Origin of the sequence: Brumimicrobium aurantiacum (genome assembly GCF_003402975.1) — a bacterium.
Taxonomy (GTDB): Bacteria; Bacteroidota; Bacteroidia; order Flavobacteriales_D; family Crocinitomicaceae; genus Brumimicrobium; species Brumimicrobium aurantiacum.
In genome coordinates, this window is record NZ_QURB01000003.1 from 238,169 (window position 1) to 260,785 (window position 22,617).

General features: G+C 33.1%; 19 protein-coding genes. 10 read left to right on the forward strand and 9 right to left on the reverse strand.

Annotated elements, in window-relative coordinates; genetic code table 11:
* The first annotated feature begins 98 nt into the window (after positions 1-98).
* The 8 genes from DXU93_RS06885 (at position 99) to DXU93_RS06920 (ending at position 8,463) form a co-directional block, all read left to right on the forward strand.
* A complete protein-coding gene (locus DXU93_RS06885; RefSeq protein ID WP_116880539.1) occupies positions 99-1,232 on the forward strand; it encodes a DegT/DnrJ/EryC1/StrS family aminotransferase in 1,134 nt (377 codons plus the stop codon).
* On the forward strand, positions 1,229-2,548 hold the full coding sequence (locus tag DXU93_RS06890; protein WP_116880540.1) for a UDP-glucose dehydrogenase family protein: 1,320 nt from the start codon (positions 1,229-1,231) through the stop codon (positions 2,546-2,548). Before DXU93_RS06885 ends, DXU93_RS06890 begins: the two co-directional genes overlap by 4 nt.
* Before the next feature lie 4 nt (positions 2,549-2,552).
* Positions 2,553-3,539: a UDP-glucuronic acid decarboxylase family protein gene (locus DXU93_RS06895; RefSeq protein ID WP_116880541.1), complete on the forward strand. Its 987-nt coding sequence runs from the start codon at positions 2,553-2,555 to the stop codon at positions 3,537-3,539.
* A gap of 1 nt (position 3,540) precedes the next feature.
* On the forward strand, positions 3,541-4,110 hold the full coding sequence (locus DXU93_RS06900; protein ID WP_116880542.1) for an acyltransferase: 570 nt from the start codon (positions 3,541-3,543) through the stop codon (positions 4,108-4,110).
* Positions 4,111-4,114: 4 nt separating this feature from the next.
* Positions 4,115-5,161 carry a Gfo/Idh/MocA family protein gene (locus DXU93_RS06905; RefSeq protein ID WP_116880543.1) on the forward strand — a complete coding sequence of 349 codons (1,047 nt, stop codon included), beginning with the start codon at positions 4,115-4,117 and terminating at the stop codon, positions 5,159-5,161.
* A complete protein-coding gene (locus DXU93_RS06910) occupies positions 5,127-6,431 on the forward strand; it encodes a nucleotide sugar dehydrogenase (protein ID WP_205679239.1) in 1,305 nt (434 codons plus the stop codon). Before DXU93_RS06905 ends, DXU93_RS06910 begins: the two co-directional genes overlap by 35 nt.
* A gap of 210 nt (positions 6,432-6,641) precedes the next feature.
* On the forward strand, positions 6,642-7,703 hold the full coding sequence (gene rfbB, locus DXU93_RS06915; RefSeq protein WP_116880544.1) for a dTDP-glucose 4,6-dehydratase: 1,062 nt from the start codon (positions 6,642-6,644) through the stop codon (positions 7,701-7,703).
* 10 nt (positions 7,704-7,713) lie between these two features.
* Positions 7,714-8,463 (forward strand): tyrosine-protein phosphatase, encoded by a 750-nt coding sequence (locus tag DXU93_RS06920; protein ID WP_116880545.1) that lies wholly within the window; start codon positions 7,714-7,716, stop codon positions 8,461-8,463.
* Positions 8,464-8,532: 69 nt separating this feature from the next.
* On the opposite strand, the gene fabD is transcribed toward DXU93_RS06920, so the two are convergent.
* The 9 genes from fabD to DXU93_RS06965 all read right to left on the reverse strand — a co-directional run bounded on the left by fabD (position 8,533) and on the right by DXU93_RS06965 (position 20,212).
* Positions 8,533-9,420 (reverse strand): ACP S-malonyltransferase, encoded by an 888-nt coding sequence (fabD, locus tag DXU93_RS06925; protein ID WP_116880546.1) that lies wholly within the window; start codon positions 9,418-9,420, stop codon positions 8,533-8,535.
* A 207-nt stretch (positions 9,421-9,627) separates the two neighbouring features.
* Entirely contained in the window at positions 9,628-10,416 is a 789-nt protein-coding gene (locus DXU93_RS06930) for a hypothetical protein (protein WP_116880547.1), read from the reverse strand.
* Positions 10,409-11,329 carry an ABC transporter permease gene (locus tag DXU93_RS06935; RefSeq protein ID WP_123776072.1) on the reverse strand — a complete coding sequence of 307 codons (921 nt, stop codon included), beginning with the start codon at positions 11,327-11,329 and terminating at the stop codon, positions 10,409-10,411. The genes DXU93_RS06930 and DXU93_RS06935 overlap by 8 nt, the downstream gene beginning before the upstream one ends.
* A gap of 225 nt (positions 11,330-11,554) precedes the next feature.
* Positions 11,555-12,988, reverse strand: a complete 1,434-nt coding sequence (locus DXU93_RS06940) for a toxin-antitoxin system YwqK family antitoxin (RefSeq protein ID WP_116880549.1) — start codon at positions 12,986-12,988, stop codon at positions 11,555-11,557.
* Positions 12,989-13,304: 316 nt separating this feature from the next.
* Entirely contained in the window at positions 13,305-13,943 is a 639-nt protein-coding gene (locus tag DXU93_RS06945; protein WP_116880550.1) for a hypothetical protein, read from the reverse strand.
* A gap of 290 nt (positions 13,944-14,233) precedes the next feature.
* Positions 14,234-15,103, reverse strand: a complete 870-nt coding sequence (locus DXU93_RS06950; RefSeq protein ID WP_116880551.1) for a cation diffusion facilitator family transporter — start codon at positions 15,101-15,103, stop codon at positions 14,234-14,236.
* A 619-nt stretch (positions 15,104-15,722) separates the two neighbouring features.
* Positions 15,723-19,103, reverse strand: coding sequence for an SMEK domain-containing protein (locus DXU93_RS06955; protein ID WP_116880552.1), 3,381 nt, complete (start codon positions 19,101-19,103; stop codon positions 15,723-15,725).
* A gap of 97 nt (positions 19,104-19,200) precedes the next feature.
* The gene (locus DXU93_RS06960; RefSeq protein WP_123776073.1) at positions 19,201-19,962 is read right to left on the reverse strand and encodes a hypothetical protein; all 762 of its coding nucleotides are present in this window, start codon (positions 19,960-19,962) and stop codon (positions 19,201-19,203) included.
* A 55-nt stretch (positions 19,963-20,017) separates the two neighbouring features.
* Entirely contained in the window at positions 20,018-20,212 is a 195-nt protein-coding gene (locus DXU93_RS06965) for a tyrosine-type recombinase/integrase (RefSeq protein WP_116880681.1), read from the reverse strand.
* Positions 20,213-20,733: 521 nt separating this feature from the next.
* On the opposite strand from DXU93_RS06965, the gene DXU93_RS06975 reads away from it, so the two are divergent.
* Together DXU93_RS06975 and DXU93_RS06980 are read left to right on the forward strand one after the other, a co-directional pair.
* Entirely contained in the window at positions 20,734-21,651 is a 918-nt protein-coding gene (locus DXU93_RS06975) for a metal ABC transporter solute-binding protein, Zn/Mn family (protein ID WP_116880555.1), read from the forward strand.
* Complete coding sequence (locus DXU93_RS06980) at positions 21,651-22,385, forward strand: metal ABC transporter ATP-binding protein (RefSeq protein WP_116880556.1); 735 nt, start codon at positions 21,651-21,653, stop codon at positions 22,383-22,385. Before DXU93_RS06975 ends, DXU93_RS06980 begins: the two co-directional genes overlap by 1 nt.
* Positions 22,386-22,617 lie beyond the last annotated feature (232 nt).

The following is a 22,617-nucleotide window of genomic DNA, read 5'->3' on the forward strand; positions in this document are numbered from 1 at the left end:
TTAATGGAATGTGGCAAGGCTTTTTAGATGAACATTCTATCTAATTGTCAGTTTTTGTTATTTTTGCGAGTACTTATAAAAAGTGAAATACCGACTTTATGAAAAAAATACAAATGGTTGATTTAGTCAGCCAGTATGAGAAAATAAAACCACAAGTTCAATCATCAATCAATAATATTTTAGAGAAGGCTCAATTTATTAACGGTCCTGATGTACATAGTTTTAAAAGTGAGTTAGCAACATATCTTGGAGCAAAACATGTAGTGCCTTGTGCCAATGGAACAGATGCCTTGCAAATTGCAATGATGGCATTGGGGTTAAAGCCAGGGGATGAAGTGATAACTCCTTCATATACATATATCGCAACAACAGAAGTGATGGGGTTGTTGAGATTGAAGCCGGTATTCGTAGATTGTGAAAAAGATACATTTAATATTTCTCCTAAAGCAATTGAAGCTGCAATTACCGCGCGTACGAAAGCAATAGTTCCGGTGCACCTTTATGGGCAATCTTGTGATATGGAAGCCATCATGAAAATTGCTGAAAAATATGATTTGAAAGTGATAGAAGACAATGCTCAAGCGATTGGATCTGATTATACTTTCTCTGATGGAACAGTTAAAAAGACAGGGACAATTGGCGATGTTGGTTGTACAAGTTTCTTTCCATCTAAAAATCTAGGATGCTATGGAGATGGAGGAGCAATGTGTACTAATAACGATGCTGTTGCTGAAAAATTAGCTATGGTAGCGAATCATGGACAAAGTAAAAGATATTATCACGATATGGTAGGGTGTAATTCAAGATTAGACTCTATACAAGCTGCTGTTTTAAGAATTAAACTAAGGCTTTTGGATGAATATATCGATGCACGTAGAGCTGCAGCAGATTATTATGACAATGCCTTTGCCGATGTTGAAGGTTTAACAATTCCTCATCGTATAGAAAACTCTAAACATGTTTTTCATCAATACACACTTCAATTAGACGATCATATCGATCGTGATGCTTTGGTGGCTTATTTGGGTGAAAATGATATTCCAGCAATGATTTATTACCCTGTTCCTGCCCACCAACAAAAGATGTTTGCTTCATTGGAAACCTCAAGTGGAAGCCTAGAGAATACAGATTGGTTAACGACGCGTGTATTTTCACTTCCAATGCACACAGAATTAGAGAAGGAGCAATTAGATTTTATATGTTCAACAGTTAAAAAGTTTATTGAAGGATGAAAAATATTGCAGTAATAGGTACTGGATACGTAGGGTTAGTAACTGGAACATGTTTTGCAGAGACAGGAAATAATGTTACCTGTGTGGATATTGATGCAAACAAAGTTGAGCGAATGAAAGGTGGGGAGGTACCCATTTATGAACCGCATTTGGATGTTTTATTTGAAAGAAATATCAAGCAAGAAAGATTAAAGTTTACCACTGAATTAGCGCCCGCAATAGAGGATGCTGAAATTATATTTCTGGCATTACCAACACCTCCAGGAGAGGACGGTTCTGCGGATTTATCTTATGTGTTAGGAGTAGCCAAAGATTTAGGTAAAATCATAAAAGAATTTAAAGTTATTGTAGATAAATCTACCGTTCCTGTTGGAACAGCAGATCAGGTATCCGCAGCTATTCGAGAGGAAACCGATATTCCTTTTGCAGTAGTATCAAACCCTGAGTTCTTAAGAGAAGGATTTGCAGTTGATGACTTCATGAATCCTGATCGTGTGGTGATAGGGACGGAAGATGAAAAAGCCAAAACAATTATGAATGAGCTTTATCAACCTTTTATCAGAGATGGACATCCGTTAATTTTTATGGATGAAAAGTCAGCAGAACTTACAAAATATGCCGCTAATTCATTTTTAGCGACGAAAATCACTTTTATGAATGAAGTTGCAAATTTCTGTGAGATTGTAGGGGCTGATGTTGATCGTGTACGTGAAGGTATGGGAGCGGATACCAGAATAGGTCACCGTTTTTTATATCCAGGAATAGGGTTTGGTGGAAGCTGTTTCCCAAAAGATGTAAGTGCATTAATGAAAAGTGGTAACGATCATAATTTTAACTTTTCAATTATAGATGCAGTACTCAATGTGAATAATCAACAGCGGATTAAGCTTTTAGACAAAGTTCTAGATCATTTTGGAGATATTGAAGGGAAGAAGTTTGCTTTATGGGGATTGGCATTTAAACCAGATACAGATGATATTCGTGAGGCACCAGCCTTATATCTTGTTGATGAATTAACAAAACGTGGTGCTACAATTACAGCTTTTGATCCTGAAGCAATTGACAATGTTAAGAATGTAATTGGAGATAAGATCGAATATGCGAAAAATCAATATGAAGTTCTTGATGGAGCAGATGCTCTTTTAATTGCTACAGAATGGTCTGTTTTCAAAAATCCAGACTTTAATGAAATTAAATCAAGGCTAAAATCACCAATTATCTTTGATGGAAGGAATATCTTTAATTTGAATGATATTCGTGAAAAAGGTGTTTTTTATAGCTCCATAGGGAGACAAACAATAATTCCAAAAGTATAGCAAAATGAGCAAAAGGGTCTTAATAACTGGAGCAGCAGGATTTTTAGGTTCACATTTATGTGATCGATTCGTGAAAGATGGTTTTCATGTTATTGGAATGGATAATTTAATTACAGGCCGATTATCAAACATTGAACATCTTTTTCCAAAGGAAAATTTTGAGTTTTATCATCAAGATGTTTCAAAATTCATTCACGTACCTGGTGAACTAGATTATATACTTCATTTTGCTTCACCTGCAAGTCCAATCGATTATTTAAAAATACCAATTCAAACTTTAAAAGTAGGATCTTTAGGTATTCATAATTGTTTAGGATTGGCACGTGTAAAAAATGCAAGAGTATTGATCGCTTCTACTTCAGAAGTTTATGGAGACCCTGAAGTTCATCCTCAAACAGAAGATTATTGGGGAAATGTTAATCCAATCGGTCCTCGTGGAGTTTATGATGAAGCCAAAAGGTTTCAAGAAGCGATGACCATGGCATATCATACCTATCATGGATTAGAAACACGCATTGTTCGAATATTTAACACCTACGGACCAAGGATGCGACTCAATGATGGTCGTGTTTTACCTGCCTTTATTGGTCAGGCACTTAGAGGTGAAGATTTAACCGTTTTTGGTGATGGGAGTCAAACAAGATCTTTTTGTTATGTTGATGATTTAGTGGAAGGTATAGTACGACTACTTCATTCAGAATATACAGCGCCTATTAATATCGGTAATCCCGATGAAATTTCAATTGGAGATTTCGCAGAAGAAATAATTAAATTGACAGGAACAACACAAAAGGTGGTTTATAAAGATCTGCCAATAAATGATCCGAAACAACGTCAACCAGACATTTCAAAAGCTAAAGAGTTGCTGAATTGGACACCGAAATACCAAAGATCGGAAGGGTTAAAGATAACCTATGATTATTTTAAACAATTATCAGAAGAGGAATTATTCCACAAGGACCACAATAATTTTGAAAAATACATAAATTAAGATGGAGTATTTTGCACATGAAACAGCAGTAATAGATGAAGGTTGTTCAATAGGAAAGAACACTAAAGTTTGGCATTTTTCCCACATCATGCCGAATTGTACTTTAGGAGAGTCGTGTAATATTGGACAGAATGTAGTGATTTCACCAGATGTTATTTTGGGAAATAATGTAAAGGTTCAAAATAACGTTTCTATTTATACTGGAGTTGAATGTGAAGATGATGTTTTCTTAGGTCCTTCTATGGTGTTTACTAATGTAATAAACCCAAGAAGTGCTGTAAATAGAAGAGGACAATACAGCAAAACGATAGTAAAAAAGGGCGCCTCTATTGGAGCTAATGCAACTATTGTATGTGGTCATAATATAGGAGAATATGCTTTTATAGGGGCTGGAGCTGTAGTAACAAAAGAAGTTTTACCTTATGCCTTAGTGGTAGGAAATCCTGCAAAACAAATGGGCTGGATGAGCGAATTCGGTCACCGTTTGGAGTTTGATGAAAATAATATTGCTATTTGTGAAGAAAGTAAAGAGCAATATCAACTTGTGGACGGTAAAGTGAAGAAAATATAATCGAATGATGGAAGACAAGATAAAATTTGTAGTTATTGGTTCTGGGCATATCGGAAAGCGTCATGCCACAATGATTCGTGAGAACTCGGAGTCTGAACTAGTTGCTTTGATAGATATTAAACCAAAAGAAGAGCTTGATATCGATCATTTTAATGTCCCTTTTTATCAATCGATAGCAGATTTTCTTGCTTCAGAAATTCCATTTGATATTGCGAGTATTTGTACGCCTAATGGTTTACATGCTGAGCAAAGTATTCAAATATTAGAAGAAAATAAACATGTTGTTTGTGAAAAACCAATGGGTTTGACGAAGGACAATTGTGAGAAAATTATTTTTAAATCTCTTCAAATGTCAAAGCATGTTTTTTGTGTGATGCAAAATCGTTATTCTCCTCCATCGCAATGGATTAAATCAATTGTTGATGAAGGCGTTTTAGGAAAAACTTTTATGGTTCAACTGAATTGTTATTGGAACAGAGACGATCGTTACTATAAGAAGGGAGGTTGGAAAGGAACACAAGATTTAGATGGAGGAACCTTGTTTACTCAATTCTCTCATTTTGTTGATATTATGTATTGGCTTTTTGGGGATATCAAAAATATTCAGGGAAAATTTGCTGATTTTACACATCAAGATAATACAGATTTTGAAGATTCAGGTTTTGTAAGTTTTGATTTCATTCAAGGTGGAATGGGGGCAATTAATTACTCAACAGCGGTTGCCAATAAAAACTTGGAATCATCTATTACCATAATTGGCGAGAAAGGTTCTGTGAAAATTGGTGGTCAGTACATGAATGAGGTTGTAGAATGTAATATTGAAAATTATAAAATGCCAAAACTGCCGCCTACAAATCCAGGGAATGATTATGGAGCTTACAAAGGTTCGGCTGCAAATCATCATTATGTGATACAGAACGTAGTGGATACATTAAAAGGAAGAAATACAGCAACCACTAATGCTTTAGAGGGATTAAAGGTTGTTGAAATTATAGAAAGAATTTATAAAGTAAGAGATGAACAATTTAATTCACACGAAATTAATAAATAGAGAAGCGAAATTAGCTGTTATTGGCTTAGGTTATGTAGGTTTACCTATAGCCTTAGAATTCGCTCGTAAGATGGATGTTATCGGTTTCGATATTAACAAAGACAGGGTTGAGTTAATGAAGAATAATATAGATCCAAGTAAAGAATTAGAATCTTCAGATTTTGAAGGTTGTACTATTGAGTTTTCAGCTAATTTGGAGGATCTAAGCGAAGCTACATTTTTTGTAATCGCAGTTCCTACTCCAATTGATGGTTCAAATAAACCAAACCTTGGTCCACTTTTAGGAGCTTCCTCTACAGTTGGAAAAGTGCTCAAAAAAGGAGATTATGTAGTCTTTGAATCTACTGTATATCCTGGATGTACAGAAGAAGATTGTATTCCTGTATTAGAGAAGGAATCAGGATTGAATTTTGAAACTGATTTTAGTGTAGGGTATTCTCCTGAAAGAATCAATCCAGGGGACAAGGTTCACACACTTCAAAATGTAGTGAAAGTAGTTTCAGGAGACTCAGCTGAATCATTAGAGGAGATAGCAAAAGTTTATGAAGAAGTTGTAGAAGCTGGTGTCCATAGAGCCTCTACTATTAAGGTGGCTGAAGCCGCAAAAATTATTGAAAATACACAGCGTGATGTGAATATTTCATTGATTAACGAATTGTCAAAGATTTTTGATAAGCTTGAAATCAATACATATGAAGTATTAGAAGCTGCTGGAACAAAATGGAACTTTTTGCCATTTCAACCAGGTTTGGTAGGTGGTCACTGTATAGGAGTCGATCCTTACTATTTAACTTATAAAGCAAAAAAAGTTGGCTATCATGCTGAAATAATCAATAGTGGTCGTTCAGTAAATGATTCAATGGGATTCTATATTGGAAAGCAGACTGTGAAAAAAATGATTGCTCAAGGAAAAAACATGAATGAGGCAAAAGTTTTAATCATGGGGGCAACGTTTAAAGAAAATGTGAGTGATATTCGAAACTCAAAGGTTATTGATGTGGTGAATGAACTTAAATCATTTTCTGTAGAAGTTGATCTAATCGATCCTTTTGCATCGTCAGATGAAATGATGCAAGAATATGGTGTAGCGCTTGCAGATAAGACGGGAGAAGAATATGACGCTGTAATTGTAGCAGTAAATCATGCAGAATATGCAAGATTAACGGAAGATGATTTTAAGAAATACCTAAAAGATGGAAAAGGTGTTTTTGTTGATATTAAAGGAGTCTTTAAAGGCCAAATCCAAGATTTAGAATATTGGAGTTTATAAGAAGTTTAAGAACGATAGTAATTGAAAGCCTCATGGAAATGGGGCTTTTTTTATGTAAGAGAAGTATTTCTTATTAATAATTTTTCGCATAATGGCAGTGCTGTATTTTTATATAAATTGAATATTGTTATATCTTTAGGTCAACGGAATCCATTATCATTTCTGTTTAACCGGATTTCACAGGTCAAGAATAGATAAACACATTATAAAATGAATAAAGAAAAATTTAAGAAGGTAGTTTTAATCACTGGTGGTGCAGGGTTCATTGGTTCTCACGTGGTGAAGATAATGGTGAGACGTTATCCTGAATATCATATTATTAACTATGACAAGTTAACCTATGCGGGTAATTTAGAGACCTTAAAGGAGATTGAATCAGAAGAAAACTACACTTTTTTCAAAGGAGATATTTGCAGTGAATCAGATTTAAAAGAAGTGTTTTCAAAATATGATATTTCTGATGTTATTCATTTGGCAGCTGAATCTCATGTAGACCGTTCTATTTCTGGTCCGATGGAGTTTGTTCTCTCAAATGTTGTGGGTACTGTGAACCTAATGAATGTATGTCGAGAAAATTGGTCTGACTTAAACAATCATGTGTTCTATCATATTTCCACAGATGAGGTTTATGGTAGCCTAGGTGAAGAAGGGCTTTTTGAAGAAACAACACCATATGATCCAAGAAGTCCTTATTCAGCTTCAAAAGCAAGTTCTGACCATTTCGTTCGTGCTTATCATCATACTTATGGATTGAATATTCGAATTTCAAATTGTTCAAATAATTATGGTAGTTTTCAGTTTCCTGAGAAGCTAATTCCATTAATGATTCATAATGCCGTAGAAGGGAAAGACCTTCCAATTTATGGAGATGGTTTAAATATCCGAGATTGGCTTTGGGTTGAGGATCACGCCAATGCCATTGATTTAATTTTCCATAAAGGGAAAAATGGCGAGACTTATAATATTGGAGGATTGAATGAATGGACGAATATTGATTTGGTGAAACGATTGGCAGCAATAATCGATCAACGATTAGAGCGTCCAGAAGGAACAACAGCCAAACAAATTAAGTTTATCAAAGACAGAGCAGGTCACGATAGAAGATATGCAATTGATGCTTCTAAGTTGGAAAAAGAATTAGGTTGGAAACCGTCAATCACTTTTGAGGAAGGACTAGAAAATACAGTTGATTGGTACCTAACACAACAAAAGTGGGTTCAGGGTGTTATTTCAGGAGAATATCAAACTTATTACGAAAAACAGTATAATTAGATAGATTAGAATGGGATTAATTAATTCAGTATTTAATACAAACAAACCTATACGACCATATTATTTAGGTGCTTTAAGGGTTGATATGCACAGTCATTTAATTCCTGGAATTGATGACGGTTCTCAATCTATGGATCAAACCATTGGTATGTTATTGCGAATGGTAGATTTAGGATATCAAAAAATCATTACAACTCCTCATGTAATGTTTGATTATTACAGAAATAACCCGGAAACAATTCTTGGTGGCCTTAAAGCGGTTCGTGCTGAAGTAAAGCGATTAAATATTCCAATAGAGATAGAAGCAGCAGCTGAATATTTTTACGATGAATATTTCCTGAAAATTTTAGAAACAGAGAAGTTACTTACATTTGGAGATAGGGAATTACTTTTTGAGTTTTCATTTGGGGCCAAGCCTAACAATATTGACGAACTCATTTTTAAAATAAAAACAAATGGGTACAAGCCTGTTTTGGCACATTATGAAAGATATATTTTCTTCTTGGAGGAAGGAATAGAACCAGCAGTCAAAATGCGGGAAAAAGGTGTGAAAATTCAGATGAATTTGAACTCTTTGACTGGTCATTATGGACCGGCAATTAAAAAGCAAGCAGAATTGATGCTTGACAATGGAATTGTAGATTATTTAGGAACAGATTGTCACAGAATAGAACATCTTGATATTCTAGAGAAAAATTTAGACAAGAAATACTTTAGAAAATTAAGAGATTTAAGCTTTCAAAATAAGAACTTACTTTAAAAAAGAAATGGGGCGTGGTGTAAATAAGATTTCTAAAAATCAATTTACACCACACTCCTAAAATATTATTTACGCTTCAATAGTTGCGCTAGAAGTAGGGAATTTACGATCTACTTTCTTAAATAAACCTTGTAAAACCTTACCTGGTCCAACTTCAACAACTTCTTCACAACCGTCAGCAATCATTTGCTTCATTGTTTGCGTCCAACGTACTGGCGCTGTTAACTGTGCAATTAAATTTTCTTTGATTGCATTGATATCACTCACAGCATTTGCTGTTACGTTTTGGTAAACAGGACAAATACCTTCAGAAAATGGCGTTTCTTGAATCGCTTTTTCTAATTTCTCACGTGCTGGTTCCATTAAAGGAGAGTGGAATGCACCACCAACTTGAAGAGGTAAAGCTCTTTTTGCACCAGCTTCTTTAGCTTTCTCACATGCGATTTCAATTCCTTTGTTAGATCCAGAAATCACCAATTGACCTGGACAGTTGTAATTAGCAGCTACAACAACTTCATCAATATCAGCACAAATTGATTCAACTTTTTCGTCTTCTAATCCAAGAATAGCTGCCATTGTAGACGGTTCAGCTTCACACGCTTCTTGCATAGCTAAAGCACGTTGATATACCAATTTTAATCCGTCTTCGAATGACAAAACACCATTGGCAACCAATGCAGAAAATTCACCTAAAGAGTGACCTGCTACCATTGCTGGTTTAAAATCATCACCTAGAACTTTTGCTAAAACTACAGAGTGCAAGAAAATCGCAGGTTGGGTAACCTTCGTTTCTTTTAATTGAGCATCTGTACCATTAAACATGATTTCTGTGATGTCGAAGCCTAAAATTTCGTTAGCCTTTTCGAATAATTCTTTGGCAATTGGAGATGCATCATAAAGATCTTTCCCCATTCCTATAAATTGGGCACCTTGGCCTGGAAATACGTATGCTTTCATATTATCTGATTTTCTTGTTTTCTCGGGGCTAAAATAAAATTATTTAGATAAAGTAGCCTGCTTTTAAGCACTGAATTTGTTAACTGCATTGAATTACAGGTGATTAGTTGATTGGTGAGGGACACCCTTTTTCATCATTATTCAACTATTGTTTTCTATTGTTGATGTTTAAGTTTTATAGAAATTTAATTGTATTTTTCAAACTTATTACTCCATCGTTTGTGTTGATTTTTCGAGGGAAGTAGATTTAATATTGTAGTACAACTTATCTTGTTTAATGATGTTCCATCTTTTTAATAATTCGCTACTCAACTCTGAATCTTTTGGAGAATCAATGATTTTCCATGACAATAATTTGCAGTTATTTTGAATTTTAACTTCCTCATTATTTGAATTAGCAATAAGCTCAAGTGCTTTCCTGTCACAGCTATTTTTTATTGGTAGTTGATCTGAAAAAGTAAATATGAATAAGACTAAGGCAATTAATGGTAAGTATCTATATCTCTGTTGTTTTGAGAGTTTATAGATAATATAAAGAGTTGTTTGACCAAAAACGAAAATTAAACTTAGTGTTATAGGAAGAATCGTATCATGTCTTAAAACGTTTGGACGATAATCTCTATAGCCACCTAAAGGCAAAAGTAGAATATAGAATAATGAAAAGACCCCAATCCATTTGAATAGATTAATCATTTTCTGGCCTTCTTTTGAGGGAGCTCTGTATTTTATGATCAGTATGTTAATTAATAGCGTGATGATCAGTATCGGAAAAGCCAACTTCATTGTAATTAAGTTGAAAATTCCTTCAGGAAGTCTTGAGTATAATGTGAGCATTAAAATTTCATGACTTGAACTTATGGAGTTGTAGTTACCAACAATTAACGAATATGTTGAAAAAAGAAGAAGTGGCAGAAGGTAAAAGAAATAATCTTTTGGAATGTTTTTCAAGACTTCGTTATTACCGAATTTCTTATTTAAGTCCTTAATTTTAATCATTCAATATTGCTTTTAATCGGTTAATGGATTTTCTATAGAAATAGGGGATAACAATCAATAATAGTGGAGGTAAGAATAGACTTAACGCAATAATAATACCTTCAGGTAAGTTCATTTCATCCGGATATGCTGAATACTTTACAAAAATTATGGCCCACAAAAACAATAGCCCTATTAAGAAAAATAGGAATATCATCACAAGGTCAGTTAGATAGAAAATGAAAAGACTAAATAAAATTGGGGAAACTACGAGTGTTACAAATTTCGTAGCTATACTGATTTTATTTTTCAAAAATGATTTAGGCGTTTCTGCGTGTATCCAAACATAATATTCGTTTTCAGGTTTGGTGTAAAAACTCGATGAGGTTAAGAAAATCAACAACATTGAAAATATTCCCAGGTTCAGATTATCTACGATAATTGCAATAATTGTCAGCACATAGGAAATAGGGAAAATGAAGAATGTTTTCCTAAAACCGACCGGAAATTCAAAGGGTCTTTTTGAAAAAGGGGTGGGGATTGTGAAATTAAGATTGGTTTGCAAAGAAATTAATGCAAGAACAATCGACATCAAAAATAAAATACTTGTTTCATTAAAATTGGATTTATAAACGAGAATGAAGACAAATGGAATGCATACAATCAAGTTTTCTAAAACCCTTTTGATCTTTTTAGTTTTATCTCCAAAAGTTGTAATTAAAAAGTCTGTCCTGTTTTTCTCGGAAAGTCTAAGCTGTAAACTAAAGCAAATCAAAAGCACTAAGTATTTTGCAAAATCAGTTTTTTGATAAATATATGCTGAAAGCAAAATGAAAACTAATAAAACTAACAGGTAACCGAAAAACGGGTTTATGCCCGCCTCTTTTATCTTTCGGTTTGTCATTACCAATTGTAAACTAAAATAGTCTTTCATTTTTGTGTAGTCTGTCTTATTTATAGCTTGTGTTGTTAGAGGTTAAAAATACGTAAAAACGGTTAGGTGAGCTGATTCGTGATTTTTAGGACGTGTGAGTGGCATTTTTAAATTACCCTACAGTTAATGTTTTCTGTTATTATTTTAATTCCATCAAGATTTTCCTCCACGGTTTTAAATGCAAAAAAAAATGGAAGGAGACTAAACTTTCAGAAATCGAGGAACTTACTGTTCTTTATCTTTAATGTACATCCTTTCACTATATAAAGTACCGTCTTCCAACCAATTTTTATAGGCTCCATTCTTTAAACCCTCTACGTAATCAACTTGAAGTCTCAACTTTCCATTACCCCACCATTTTTTATAATAGCCATGTTTCTTACCGTTTAAAAGCTCATATTCTTCAGCTTTTGCACCATCTTTAAACCATGATTGATAAAGACCAGCTGTTCCTTTAGAGACTTGTGAATATTTTATCTCCTTCCATTTTTTTCCGCTTTGATAATATTCTGTTGAAGTACCTTGATTTACACCATTGGAAAAAGTTTCAGTTTTTGCTAATTGCCCATTTTTATACCAAGAATTGGAAGTTCCTGATTTCAATCCATTTTTATACTCAATAACATGCCATTTATCTCCAGAATCATACATCTTTTTTTCTGTACCGTGTTTCTTACCCTTCAAATAATTTACTTCTAGCGCTAATTCTCCGTTGAGATACCACTTTTTGTGAACACCATTTCTTATTCCGTTCTCATAAATTAATTCTTCCCATTTTTTTCCATTAGGGTAGAAAATTTCAACTTTTCCTTCCTTTTTGCCTTTAACGTAATTTACATGTGTCTCTTTTTCGTTGTCGATAAACTCATAATATCCATCAAGAATTAAACTATCCATTTGGTCTCCTTTTTTCTGATAAAAAAGCACCTCGTTAAAACTCCATTTATATTCTTCTTGTACCTTAAAATTTGAATATATTTTTTTGTTTTTTAAAACATTTGCTTTTCTGTAGTAATTTTTTTCTTCTACTAGCGAGTTGTTATTGTAAAGCTTTTCGTATTCAAGATTTCCATTTGGATACCATCCTTTACTTTTACCAGATAACTGTCCATTTTTAAAGTTTAAGACTTCTTTTTTGTCTCCGTTTCTATAGTAATTAATCGTTTCTCCATCCTTTTCATTGTTCTTGAAATTTTGGACTGTTTTTATGTAACGCTCATTAGAACCTAATATCCCTTCTCCATCGAATGCCCATTCTATTGTTTCGCCTTCTAGCTTTCCATCAATAGAAGATGTTTGATATCGAACTTCATTTCCACCTGAGTTTGTTTTGGTATAAAAACTCGTAGTACGACGGATTTTATCTTGAATCGGTTCTTGATTTATTTCAAGTACTAAACTATTTTCTTTAAAGCATTTGATCTTGTTACAAAAGCCATCATCTATTACGTAAATAATGGAATCGCCTGTTAATATAGTACCGATATCCCCAAAAAAACCTTTTTTACTCTTAGAATATAATTCTCCTGAAAACCGTTCACCATCTTTGAAGAATAGTTCATCTTTGATTTCTACCGAGTCAATATTAATAGGTCCAGAGCAACCGCTAAGCAATAAGTAAAACAGCAGAAATAGGGATGTTTTTAAAATAAGTTTCATCGTATTTTTTAATTATGTGCACTGTTCTGAAAAAAAAGATTTTAATGTTGTTTATTTTCTATTAAACGCTTCCTCCTTCGTTTAGAAGCTTCTATTACCCACTAAAATAGCAATAAACTATGTCTGAAGGTAAATTAAATCAAATATTTTGTTTAAAAAAGGTGTTCAAATGTTTTCTTTATACGCTAGGTCATCCTACTTATACTGGCTTAGCGAAACAATCTCACAACCGAAGGGCGTAATTCGTAGGTAAACGGAGACGCTCGGCACAAGTTTATTCGTTCACTGGTGGGAAGACTTAGTTATTAGTCATAGATTATTCTGTTTGTCCAGCATTTATTGAATTATTTACCGATTGATTAAATGCATAAGACTTTACTGTTACGTCATATCCATTTTTATCGATGTAAATCCATCCAAAATAATCTCCTTGATCTGTGTTTATTTTAAGGCCTAAATATACTGTGTCATCAAAATTTGTTTCAAATGGTGCTGATGCAGAAGATAACATTAGCCTCGCTGTATTTGACCAGAGTAGTGAATTATCAATCACATCATTTAAATCATGTTTTTTAACAATATTATAATTACCATTTATGGCTACTTTATTATTGTTAGATGTTCCAGAAAGCACAATACTTGTGTTGTAGTTTGCACAAGGTCCGCTAGCACTAACGAAATTGTACCAGGAATTGCATGAAAGAGTAAAGTCAACTACATTATCATTATCGATATCAAAAGAAACACTCGCCGTAGAGTCTGAAGGGGAAGGAACATATCCGCATCCTGAACCATGGTAAATTAGAGAATCGACTGAGGTTAAATGTATATTCGGATTGAGTTCACTATATGTTATATCGTCAGCTATAGGGCTTACAGGGTCTAGATCATTTTCTTTGGAACAGCCAATGATAGCTGATGATATCAATACCAAAATATAAGGATTAATTTTCATGTTATTTTTAATTTCTTGGCTAAGGTGTCGCAGCTTTTTACTCTCGACTCATTTAATTTCATTCCAAATTAATAATTTTCTCTTGATCTAAAATACTAAAAAAGAAATTCGTAGTTCACCGGACTGAAATGAGTTGGTTGAAATGGTTCCGTTTAGCTTGCTGAAATGGCCCCATTGAACTTGTCGAAAAGGTGCCAACTTAGCGAAGCGATCTCACAACCTTAGGGGGTAATCCATTGGTAAACGGAGACGCTCGGCACGCCGAAGACCTAGTTATTACCTGCTGGCTTTTATTCATTCGGTTCAATATGAATTAGTACGTGTCCCAAATTCGGTATTTCTTCTCGTAAATAGTCCTTTAATTTATGTGCAATATCGTGCCCTGATTTTACTGTTATTTCACTATTTACAATTGCGTGTAAATCAACGTGATATTTCATTCCTGATTTTCGGATAAAACATTTTTCCGTGTCCAAAACACCTTTAACTTCTATTGATTTTTCTCTAATTTCAAGTATTAGGTCGTCATAAAGTTGCTCGTCCATAACTTCTCCTAATGCAGGTCTTAATATTAAATAACTATTATATAAGATAAACGCTGAAGCAAATAAGGCTGCCCAATCATCAGCAGTTTCATAGCCATTACCGAATATTATTGCTATTGAAATTCCAATGAATGCCGTTACCGAAGTAATTGCATCACTTCTATGATGCCAAGCATCTGCTTTAAGTGAAGAACTATTGGTTTGTTTACTTTTTCTAATTACGATTTGAAAAGAGATTTCTTTCCAAACTATTATTAGTCCCAAAACAATCAAAGTCCAAGATTTCGGAATTTTATGAGGTGTTTGAATGTTTTGGATACTTTCATATGCAATTATTGTAGCAGAAACCACAAGAAAAGTAACGACTCCAAATGTAATTAAAGGTTCAATTTTTCCGTGTCCGTAAGGATGGTTTTCGTCCGCTGGTCGTTTGGCATATTTAAACCCCAATAAAACTAAAAGTGAAGCAAAAATGTCTGTTGTTGATTCAATCGCATCTGCAATTAACGCATAAGAATTCCCCAAAAATCCCGCAAGTCCTTTTATCAAGGCTAAAGTCGTATTTCCAATTATACTGAAATAAGTTGTTCGTATTGCAGTTTGTTCGTTATTCATTCGTTTTTTTTAGGTTGCACACAACGTCCAAGCTACGTATTGTCGCCGTTTATATTTAATTTTTAGTCTAAAGTAGTCATTTTATTTTAATCAAAATGTTCATTTTTAGAATGGAGTTTAGTTAGCTAGTAAAAGCTGGAAAAAGGTAAAGCTTCCCGAACTTCAAAAGTTATTGAATAAACAAAATACAGCGGAAATTATTAAAGAAAATCCAACTCATCATAGGCGATGTCCAATATGCAAAAAAGATAAACTCATTACTGTTCTTCTTTTTGATGGAAGAGGTCCCCCAAAAAACTGGAGAAAAACTTTAAGTATCAATAAATCAACAATATAAATAAAACGACATGTGCGTAATGGAGAAGTTATGGCTTATAAGTAATGAAATGAACATAAAAACAATGAAACATCTGGAAAATACTCCTTTTTAAGAACAAAGAATTGTATTCAATCAACTTAAATGCGAAATGCTCGCTCATAATCAAAGCGTAACACACTATAATAATTTTTCAAAAACAAGGTATCAAATCGCTTTCCCCATAAGGAAGTCCGGATCCGTCAACATGGTCTTCAGCGTTGGCCTATCGGCACGCCGAAGACTTAGTTATTAGCGGAAGTTTTATAGTATTTCGTATAACACCTGTTTAATCTCTTTTTTATTTTTTTCTGATTCTGCATCATTCATACTTTTAATAGTTGGAATGATATACTTTTCAAAATCTTCCTTTTCTCCGATGAGACTTAGAATGTATAGTTTATCATGTGTCTTAAGTTTTGAGGATTCTATTTTGGAAATAAATTCTGATTTATTGAAATTGTCAGAAAGTTTGAATCTTCTGTACCTTATTTCCGATTGTGTTTTTATCCAATTCAATATATTTTCATCATAATCTAATTTTTTATCAATTAACTTTTGAAGGCTGTAATGAATAATGTCAGTCATATCTAGTCTAGTGTGCCAGTGGATATGTTTTTGAAACTTAATGAATTTAAGTAAATCAGCACTTCTTGTAATTGACAGTATAGATTTTGAACTAATTATTGATGGAAGAATTAAATCGAGAAATTTTAAAAATGACTTTGTCTTACTATTAAAATAAATGGTCAAATCAGACTCCTTGAAGGGGTAGGTTAAAAATTTAACTTCTTCATTTTTTATAAAGGCAAATATTGAAGGTTCATCCTTTTTATTATAGATTTTAATATTGTCAAATTCTAATATTTCGTATTCATTTATGCCATAAGAATTAAACTTCTCTAATTCAAGAATGTGCTTCTTAATTTTGGGAAGTTTCAATTTTGGATACTCATTTTTTATTGATTTAACATATTCTTTTAGGCTCTCTAAATCATGCATTCCTATTGAAAATACAATAGAATTAATGTAATCATACTTAATTTTTTCGTTTTCAATTAGTCTTATTGAAAGTAAAAGTTCTTCTTTATACTTTTCATCAAACGATTCAGAAGAACTTTTTTCTATATATGAAGCGAGATCACCTTGCTTTATAGTTTTCTCAAAAGCACAATGATATTGAGTAGGTAAATGACCACTATAACTTTCTATATAATCTGTAGTATTAATAAAATCAACAATGGAATTGCGAAATTCCTCTGTGAAAACAATCTCTGCAACAGGCATCACCACATTATATTCAAAAAGCAGTTTTTTCAATTCAGTATTATCTGATTTGAGGATACTAATAAGTTCATTTTTTACAACTTGGATATTAGACTTATCAATTAATATTCGAACCAAATTGTACTTTAATAAGGAAGATGTTCGCTCATCTTTAACTTCATGGATTATTCTTTCGACTAGATAATTTTGATACGTTTTTGTTTCTAAGAGTGATGCAACAAAATATTTAAATGATGAAACTTCCCTGTTGAGTTCATATTTCGGGCCATGATGTTCATCTAGAGAAAGAATTTCTTTGAAAATTTGATCAATTAATTCGATGAAAAATGAAAATTCAACTTCAGTATCATCAATTAATGCTTGGAGCACTAATTTTAAAGGACGATACATTTCTTCAATAGGATCATTAACACTTAAGATATCTTTTAAGAAATTTGTAGAATATTGTCTTCCTAACCGACCTTGTTCAGTGAATTTGAAAGAGGAAGCGGACAACTTAATAACTTCAGTCCAATTAGGGTTGAAAACGTATTCATAAAGATTATCCGCATAATAATCTTCTTTCCACCTTGTTTTAAATTCAATGGAAGTAAAATATTCCTGAAAAGTTTGATGAACAAACCCGAATAATGATTCCCCATTTGTATCTAAACCTTTTTCAAATAAAAAACCTGCATCTTCACGTAAGAAGTTAATCAAGTCCTTTAGGTCTTGAGTTTCTTCTTTTTTACTTTGATAAGGATAAACATTTTTATATTCTTTTTTAAATAGCGATTTTAATTCGGTCTCAGTAATTAGACCTGTAGCATAATTCTGGTGAATATGATATGAAATAGGTGCTAGAATTGAAATTAAAGTTTCTTTATCAAAAGAAGAGTTTCTTTCTGTCTCTCTCTGTCTAACCCAATTTTCTAAAAAAGTTGAAGTTGCAATATCGTAAAGAGAAACTCGTTTTTCAGGTAATGCGCCACCTTGATGATGTATCAAGGCAATTATTGTCACTAAAAGAGGGTTGCTAGCCATCTTTAGTACAGAATCATTCTTTTTAATTGATTTGAATAATTCATTCGCACTTTTCTTCGCAGACTTTTTATCGTTATCAGAGTTTGAAGCAATAGATAAATACCAACTATTAACAAATAGTTCGATTTGTTCTTTTTTAAATTCAACTACTTGAAGATGATTGAAATAACCATTTAACCGGGTCTCTTTATATCCAACAATTCTTGATGATACAATTATTTTTATTTCTGGATATTGAGCAATAAAAGAATTAATGCGGTTAACAACAGAATGTCTTAAACTGATATTATTGATTTCGTCAATTCCATCAATTAAAACTAACAATTGATTACTTTCAAGTTTCTCCGTAAATAGAAACTCAAATTTTTTATCAATTTGATCAATTATATATTCGGATAACTTTTTTGAAGTTGTAGATACGTATTTCGAAAATTCACTCCCCTTAATAATTACTGGCACTAAGTCACTTAATATGCTCTCAGTGGGTCTTTTAGAGCATATTTTGTATGCTAAATATTTTAGAATGGTAGATTTACCAGAGCCAGGGTCTCCTAGAATTACTATTTTGTTAAAATCGATTAAAGCCTTTTCGATAGAATATAATATCTCAACCTCTTCTTTTTTCTCAGTCGATCCAATCTCACTTTCAATTTTTAAAGCTAATGGTACGTAAATTTTTTCAAGATTTATTTTAACTTGTGTATTGTTTATTTTAGGGGAAAAGCCTTTTATATCTAGAAAGTTGTAGTAGTTTTTTATGTATTTATCATATTCTTCTAACCCTTTACAATATAGATCCCACTTATCTAATTCAGGCTTGTTATCCGCAAACTGCTCTTCTAGTAAAATGCAGATTCGATTGATTTTTTTTAAATCGTTTTGTTTGTTTAATTCTAAATAAATATTTGTTCGGTCAATTATAGACTCAGTCTTAAATGTGAATTTCCCATTGGTAATTTCGTCTATTTTCGATTGATCATATTTAGATTGTTTTTCGGTGATTATGAAAATGAACAGTCTTTCAAAATCTTTATAAATTCCTTTCTCAATAAATTTTTCCAATGTGTGTTTAACCTTTTTGAGGTCTGCAGTTGATGTTACTTGTATTGCTATTTTATTCGATTTATCTCTTAAGTCAATACTTGGGTAAGTTTTGTTCTCGGAATAATTTACATTTTCAAGATCACATTGATATATCTCGTTTAAAACTTTAATAAGGATGTTTTCAGCATGAGTATTTATACTAAACTCTCCATTTGAATTTAATATTTTGATTTGCTCTCTGAATCTAGAAAGGAGTTGTGATATTCGATATAATATATGCTCTTGATTCATTGTGTTTTTAATTTCCGCTAACGTTTTGCAAATAGGCACATGCGGCTACCACGTATGAACGTTCGCCGCTTGTGATTATTTGCTGTTGTAGATAGTTTTACTTTATTCTAATTAATTCAATTATATCTTTTTCGTCTCCTCCGTTCAATTTCTTCACAAGCTCCAAAAGGTCTGCAGTTCCCTCTTCATATTTCTGACCCTGAAAATCTATTATACAGTAATGTTTGTCATCAGCTAAAGAAATTTTACTAACATAAGCTCTTGAAAGTGATGAAGACACTGTGTTTTGAATTGCCTCCAGTTCTTTTTCTGATGGTTCGTTTTTAAATTTAAACTCAACTGAAAGATCTGGATATGAGTTAAAGTCATATTCGACTTCAAATGCAATATTATATTTTTTCGTATCAAGTTTTTGTATAGAAGAGACGTGTTTTAAAAAAACTTTTGGATCAAAATCAGCACACCACCCAAATTCTATGCTACTTGAGTCTAATGATGTTAACTTGGTTGCTGATTCAATTCTTGTTGAATCTTCTAATCTCCAATATGCAGTTAGGTAGTTACTAAACATTCCTGAAGATAGAACTTCTACCAGTGCAAATCCAAAACCATCTTTATATGTTATCTTCATATCAGATTGTCCAACAAAAAGCATGAATTCTTTTTCGGAAACAACATTGTCGATCTTAAGAAACTTATTAAACCTCTTTTCAAGCTGTATAGACATCTGTTCCTTAAAACTTTCTGAAAATTCAGAAGCTTCATCATCATATATTGCCCAGCCGTATGTTTTTTCAGTCATCTGCGAAAAAGAAATTGTACTTAATAGTACTGAAATTATAAGAATATGGGTTTTCATTCAAATTATCTACAACAATTGGCTAATCGTATTACGTTTAGCCATACTGTATGTTTTAGTCCAAATTTAATAATTCAATCGGACTTTTAATATTTTTAAGATGATTTGTTGCTACTTGCGTATATATTTCTGTCGTTTTACTACTGCTGTGTCCCTTTAAAAATTGAATAAATCTTAAATCTGTTCCAAATACTAAATGATAAGTTGCAAAGCTATGTCTTAAAATGCGTGAACTCCCTTTATTCTTAATTTCTGCTTACTTTACTGGAAATTGTATTCTTAGGCATTGGTATTCCCCCGGCCCTGACGGAAACGGAAATCCTGTTGAACTGTTTTGCTCAGCTGTATTCACGAAAAGAGCGACCAACGGAATGCTCCTTTTTGGGGATTTTACAGCATGGCAAAAACAGGAGACAGATTGGAGGTGTAGGCAGAACAGGACGCCAAATCAGCAAGAGTTTTGAGCAAGAGCATACAGGTAAAAATCAGCATGAGTATTGGGCAAGAGTATAGATGTAACCAAACTATCCAACTTTAAAACTTGATAACTAACCAACTTGATAACTAACCAACTTGAAAACTTGAAAACTAAATAACTTGAAAACTACCTAACTTGAAAACTATCGAACTTGAAAAACTTGAAAACTAAATAACTTGAAAACTACCTAACTTGAAAACTATTGAACTAACGAACTAAAAAACTATTTAAATAACCCTAACATAAAACTTATCTCTGAAATTTTCGTAACTTCGCAATAAATATTTAGACGAATGAAAATAATTTTTGTTTTTGCCTTGTTAAGCGCTGTAATAATGGGGTGTGAGAATGGGCAAGATAAATCAGAAAATGACTTGTTGAATGTTGTTACGACAACCACAATGATTACAGATTTGGTTCAACAAATTGGAGCAGAAAAAGTTAATGTCGATGGCTTGATGGGAGCAGGGGTAGATCCTCATTTGTTTAAGGCGAGTGAAGGTGATGTTGCAAAATTGGCGGGGGCAGACTTGGTTTTCTATAATGGTTTGCATCTTGAAGGAAAGTTGGTGGATGTTTTTGAACGAATGAAAAGTCAAAACATAAAAACTGTTGCTATTGCAGATACACTTGAACATTCAAAATTGATTAAATCAGCTTTGTTTGAGTCGAATTATGATCCACATATCTGGTTTGATATTGCCAATTGGAAGAAAATATCCGTTTTTGTAGCTAATCGTTTGTCAGTAGAAGATTCTAAAAATGCGGATTATTATAAAGAAAATGCGACTGAATATTTAACTCAACTCAATGATTTGCAGAAAGAAATAGCGACTAATATAAGTAGTTTGACAAAAGATGAACGTAGATTGGTAACTGCCCATGATGCCTTCAATTATTTTGGACAAGCCTACGCTTTTGATGTGGTTGGGCTGCAAGGTTTATCAACGGCCACAGAAGCTGGAGTTCAAGATGTTCAAAAAACGGCAGCTTATATCATTGATCATAAAGTGAAAGCGATATTTATTGAAAGTTCTGTTCCACAACGTACTGTAGAAGCCCTAAAAGCAGCTGTAAACTCAAAAGGACATGAAGTTTCAATTGGTGGAACACTTTACTCTGATGCTTTGGGAGATCAAAATTCCGCCGAAGGTACATATATCGGAATGTTTAAGTATAATGTCAACACGATTGTAAATGCCTTGAAATAATGGAGAAAATTGCTGTGAAAATAGATGACCTTACTGTAGCTTATAATTACAAGCCAGTGTTGTGGGATATTGATTTGCAAATTCCTGAAGGTGTTTTAATGGCAATCGTTGGTCCGAATGGAGCAGGGAAATCTACTTTAATAAAATCTATTTTAGGGATTTTAAAACCTATAGCTGGAAGTGTTAGCATTTTTGGTAAACCTTATAAAAAACAACGTAAACATGTGGCGTATGTACCACAAAAAGGAAGTGTTGATTGGGATTTTCCAACGACAGCTTTGGATGTTGTGATGATGGGAACTTACGGAAAGTTGGGGTGGATCAAGCGTCCTGGTGTAAAGCAAAAGAAAAAAGCATTGGAAGCACTTGAGAAAGTAGGAATGCTTTCTTTTAAAGGTCGACAAATTAGTCAATTGTCAGGTGGTCAGCAACAACGCGTTTTCCTCGCAAGAGCTTTGGTGCAAGATGCTTCAATTTATTTTATGGACGAACCATTTCAAGGGGTTGATGCTACAACAGAAGTGGCGATAATCAATATTTTAAAAGAATTGAGAAAAGCAGGGAAAACTGTTGTGGTGGTGCACCATGATTTGCAAACTGTTCCCGAATATTTTGATTGGGTGACTTTCCTAAATGTAAAGAAAATTGCTACAGGACCCGTGAAAGTTATTTACCACGATGATAATTTGACAAAAACCTATGGAATTAATTATAAAGTGAGTATTCAGAAGTAATTTTAAATGAAGAATGTAAAATTAAAAATGAATAACTGGTGATTTCGTTTTTTGACTAGCTTAGGATTCTTAATCACCAGCGAGGCTAGGTGACTGCGTTGCTCTGAGCTTGTCGATGAGAGCTTGTCGAAGTCGCCGAAGTCACCGAAATAAAATGAAGTTGTTGATATAGTTTAAAATAAAGAAAAAAGTTAGTTTTTAGGACGCCCATTGAAAAACCACGTTTGGGTCC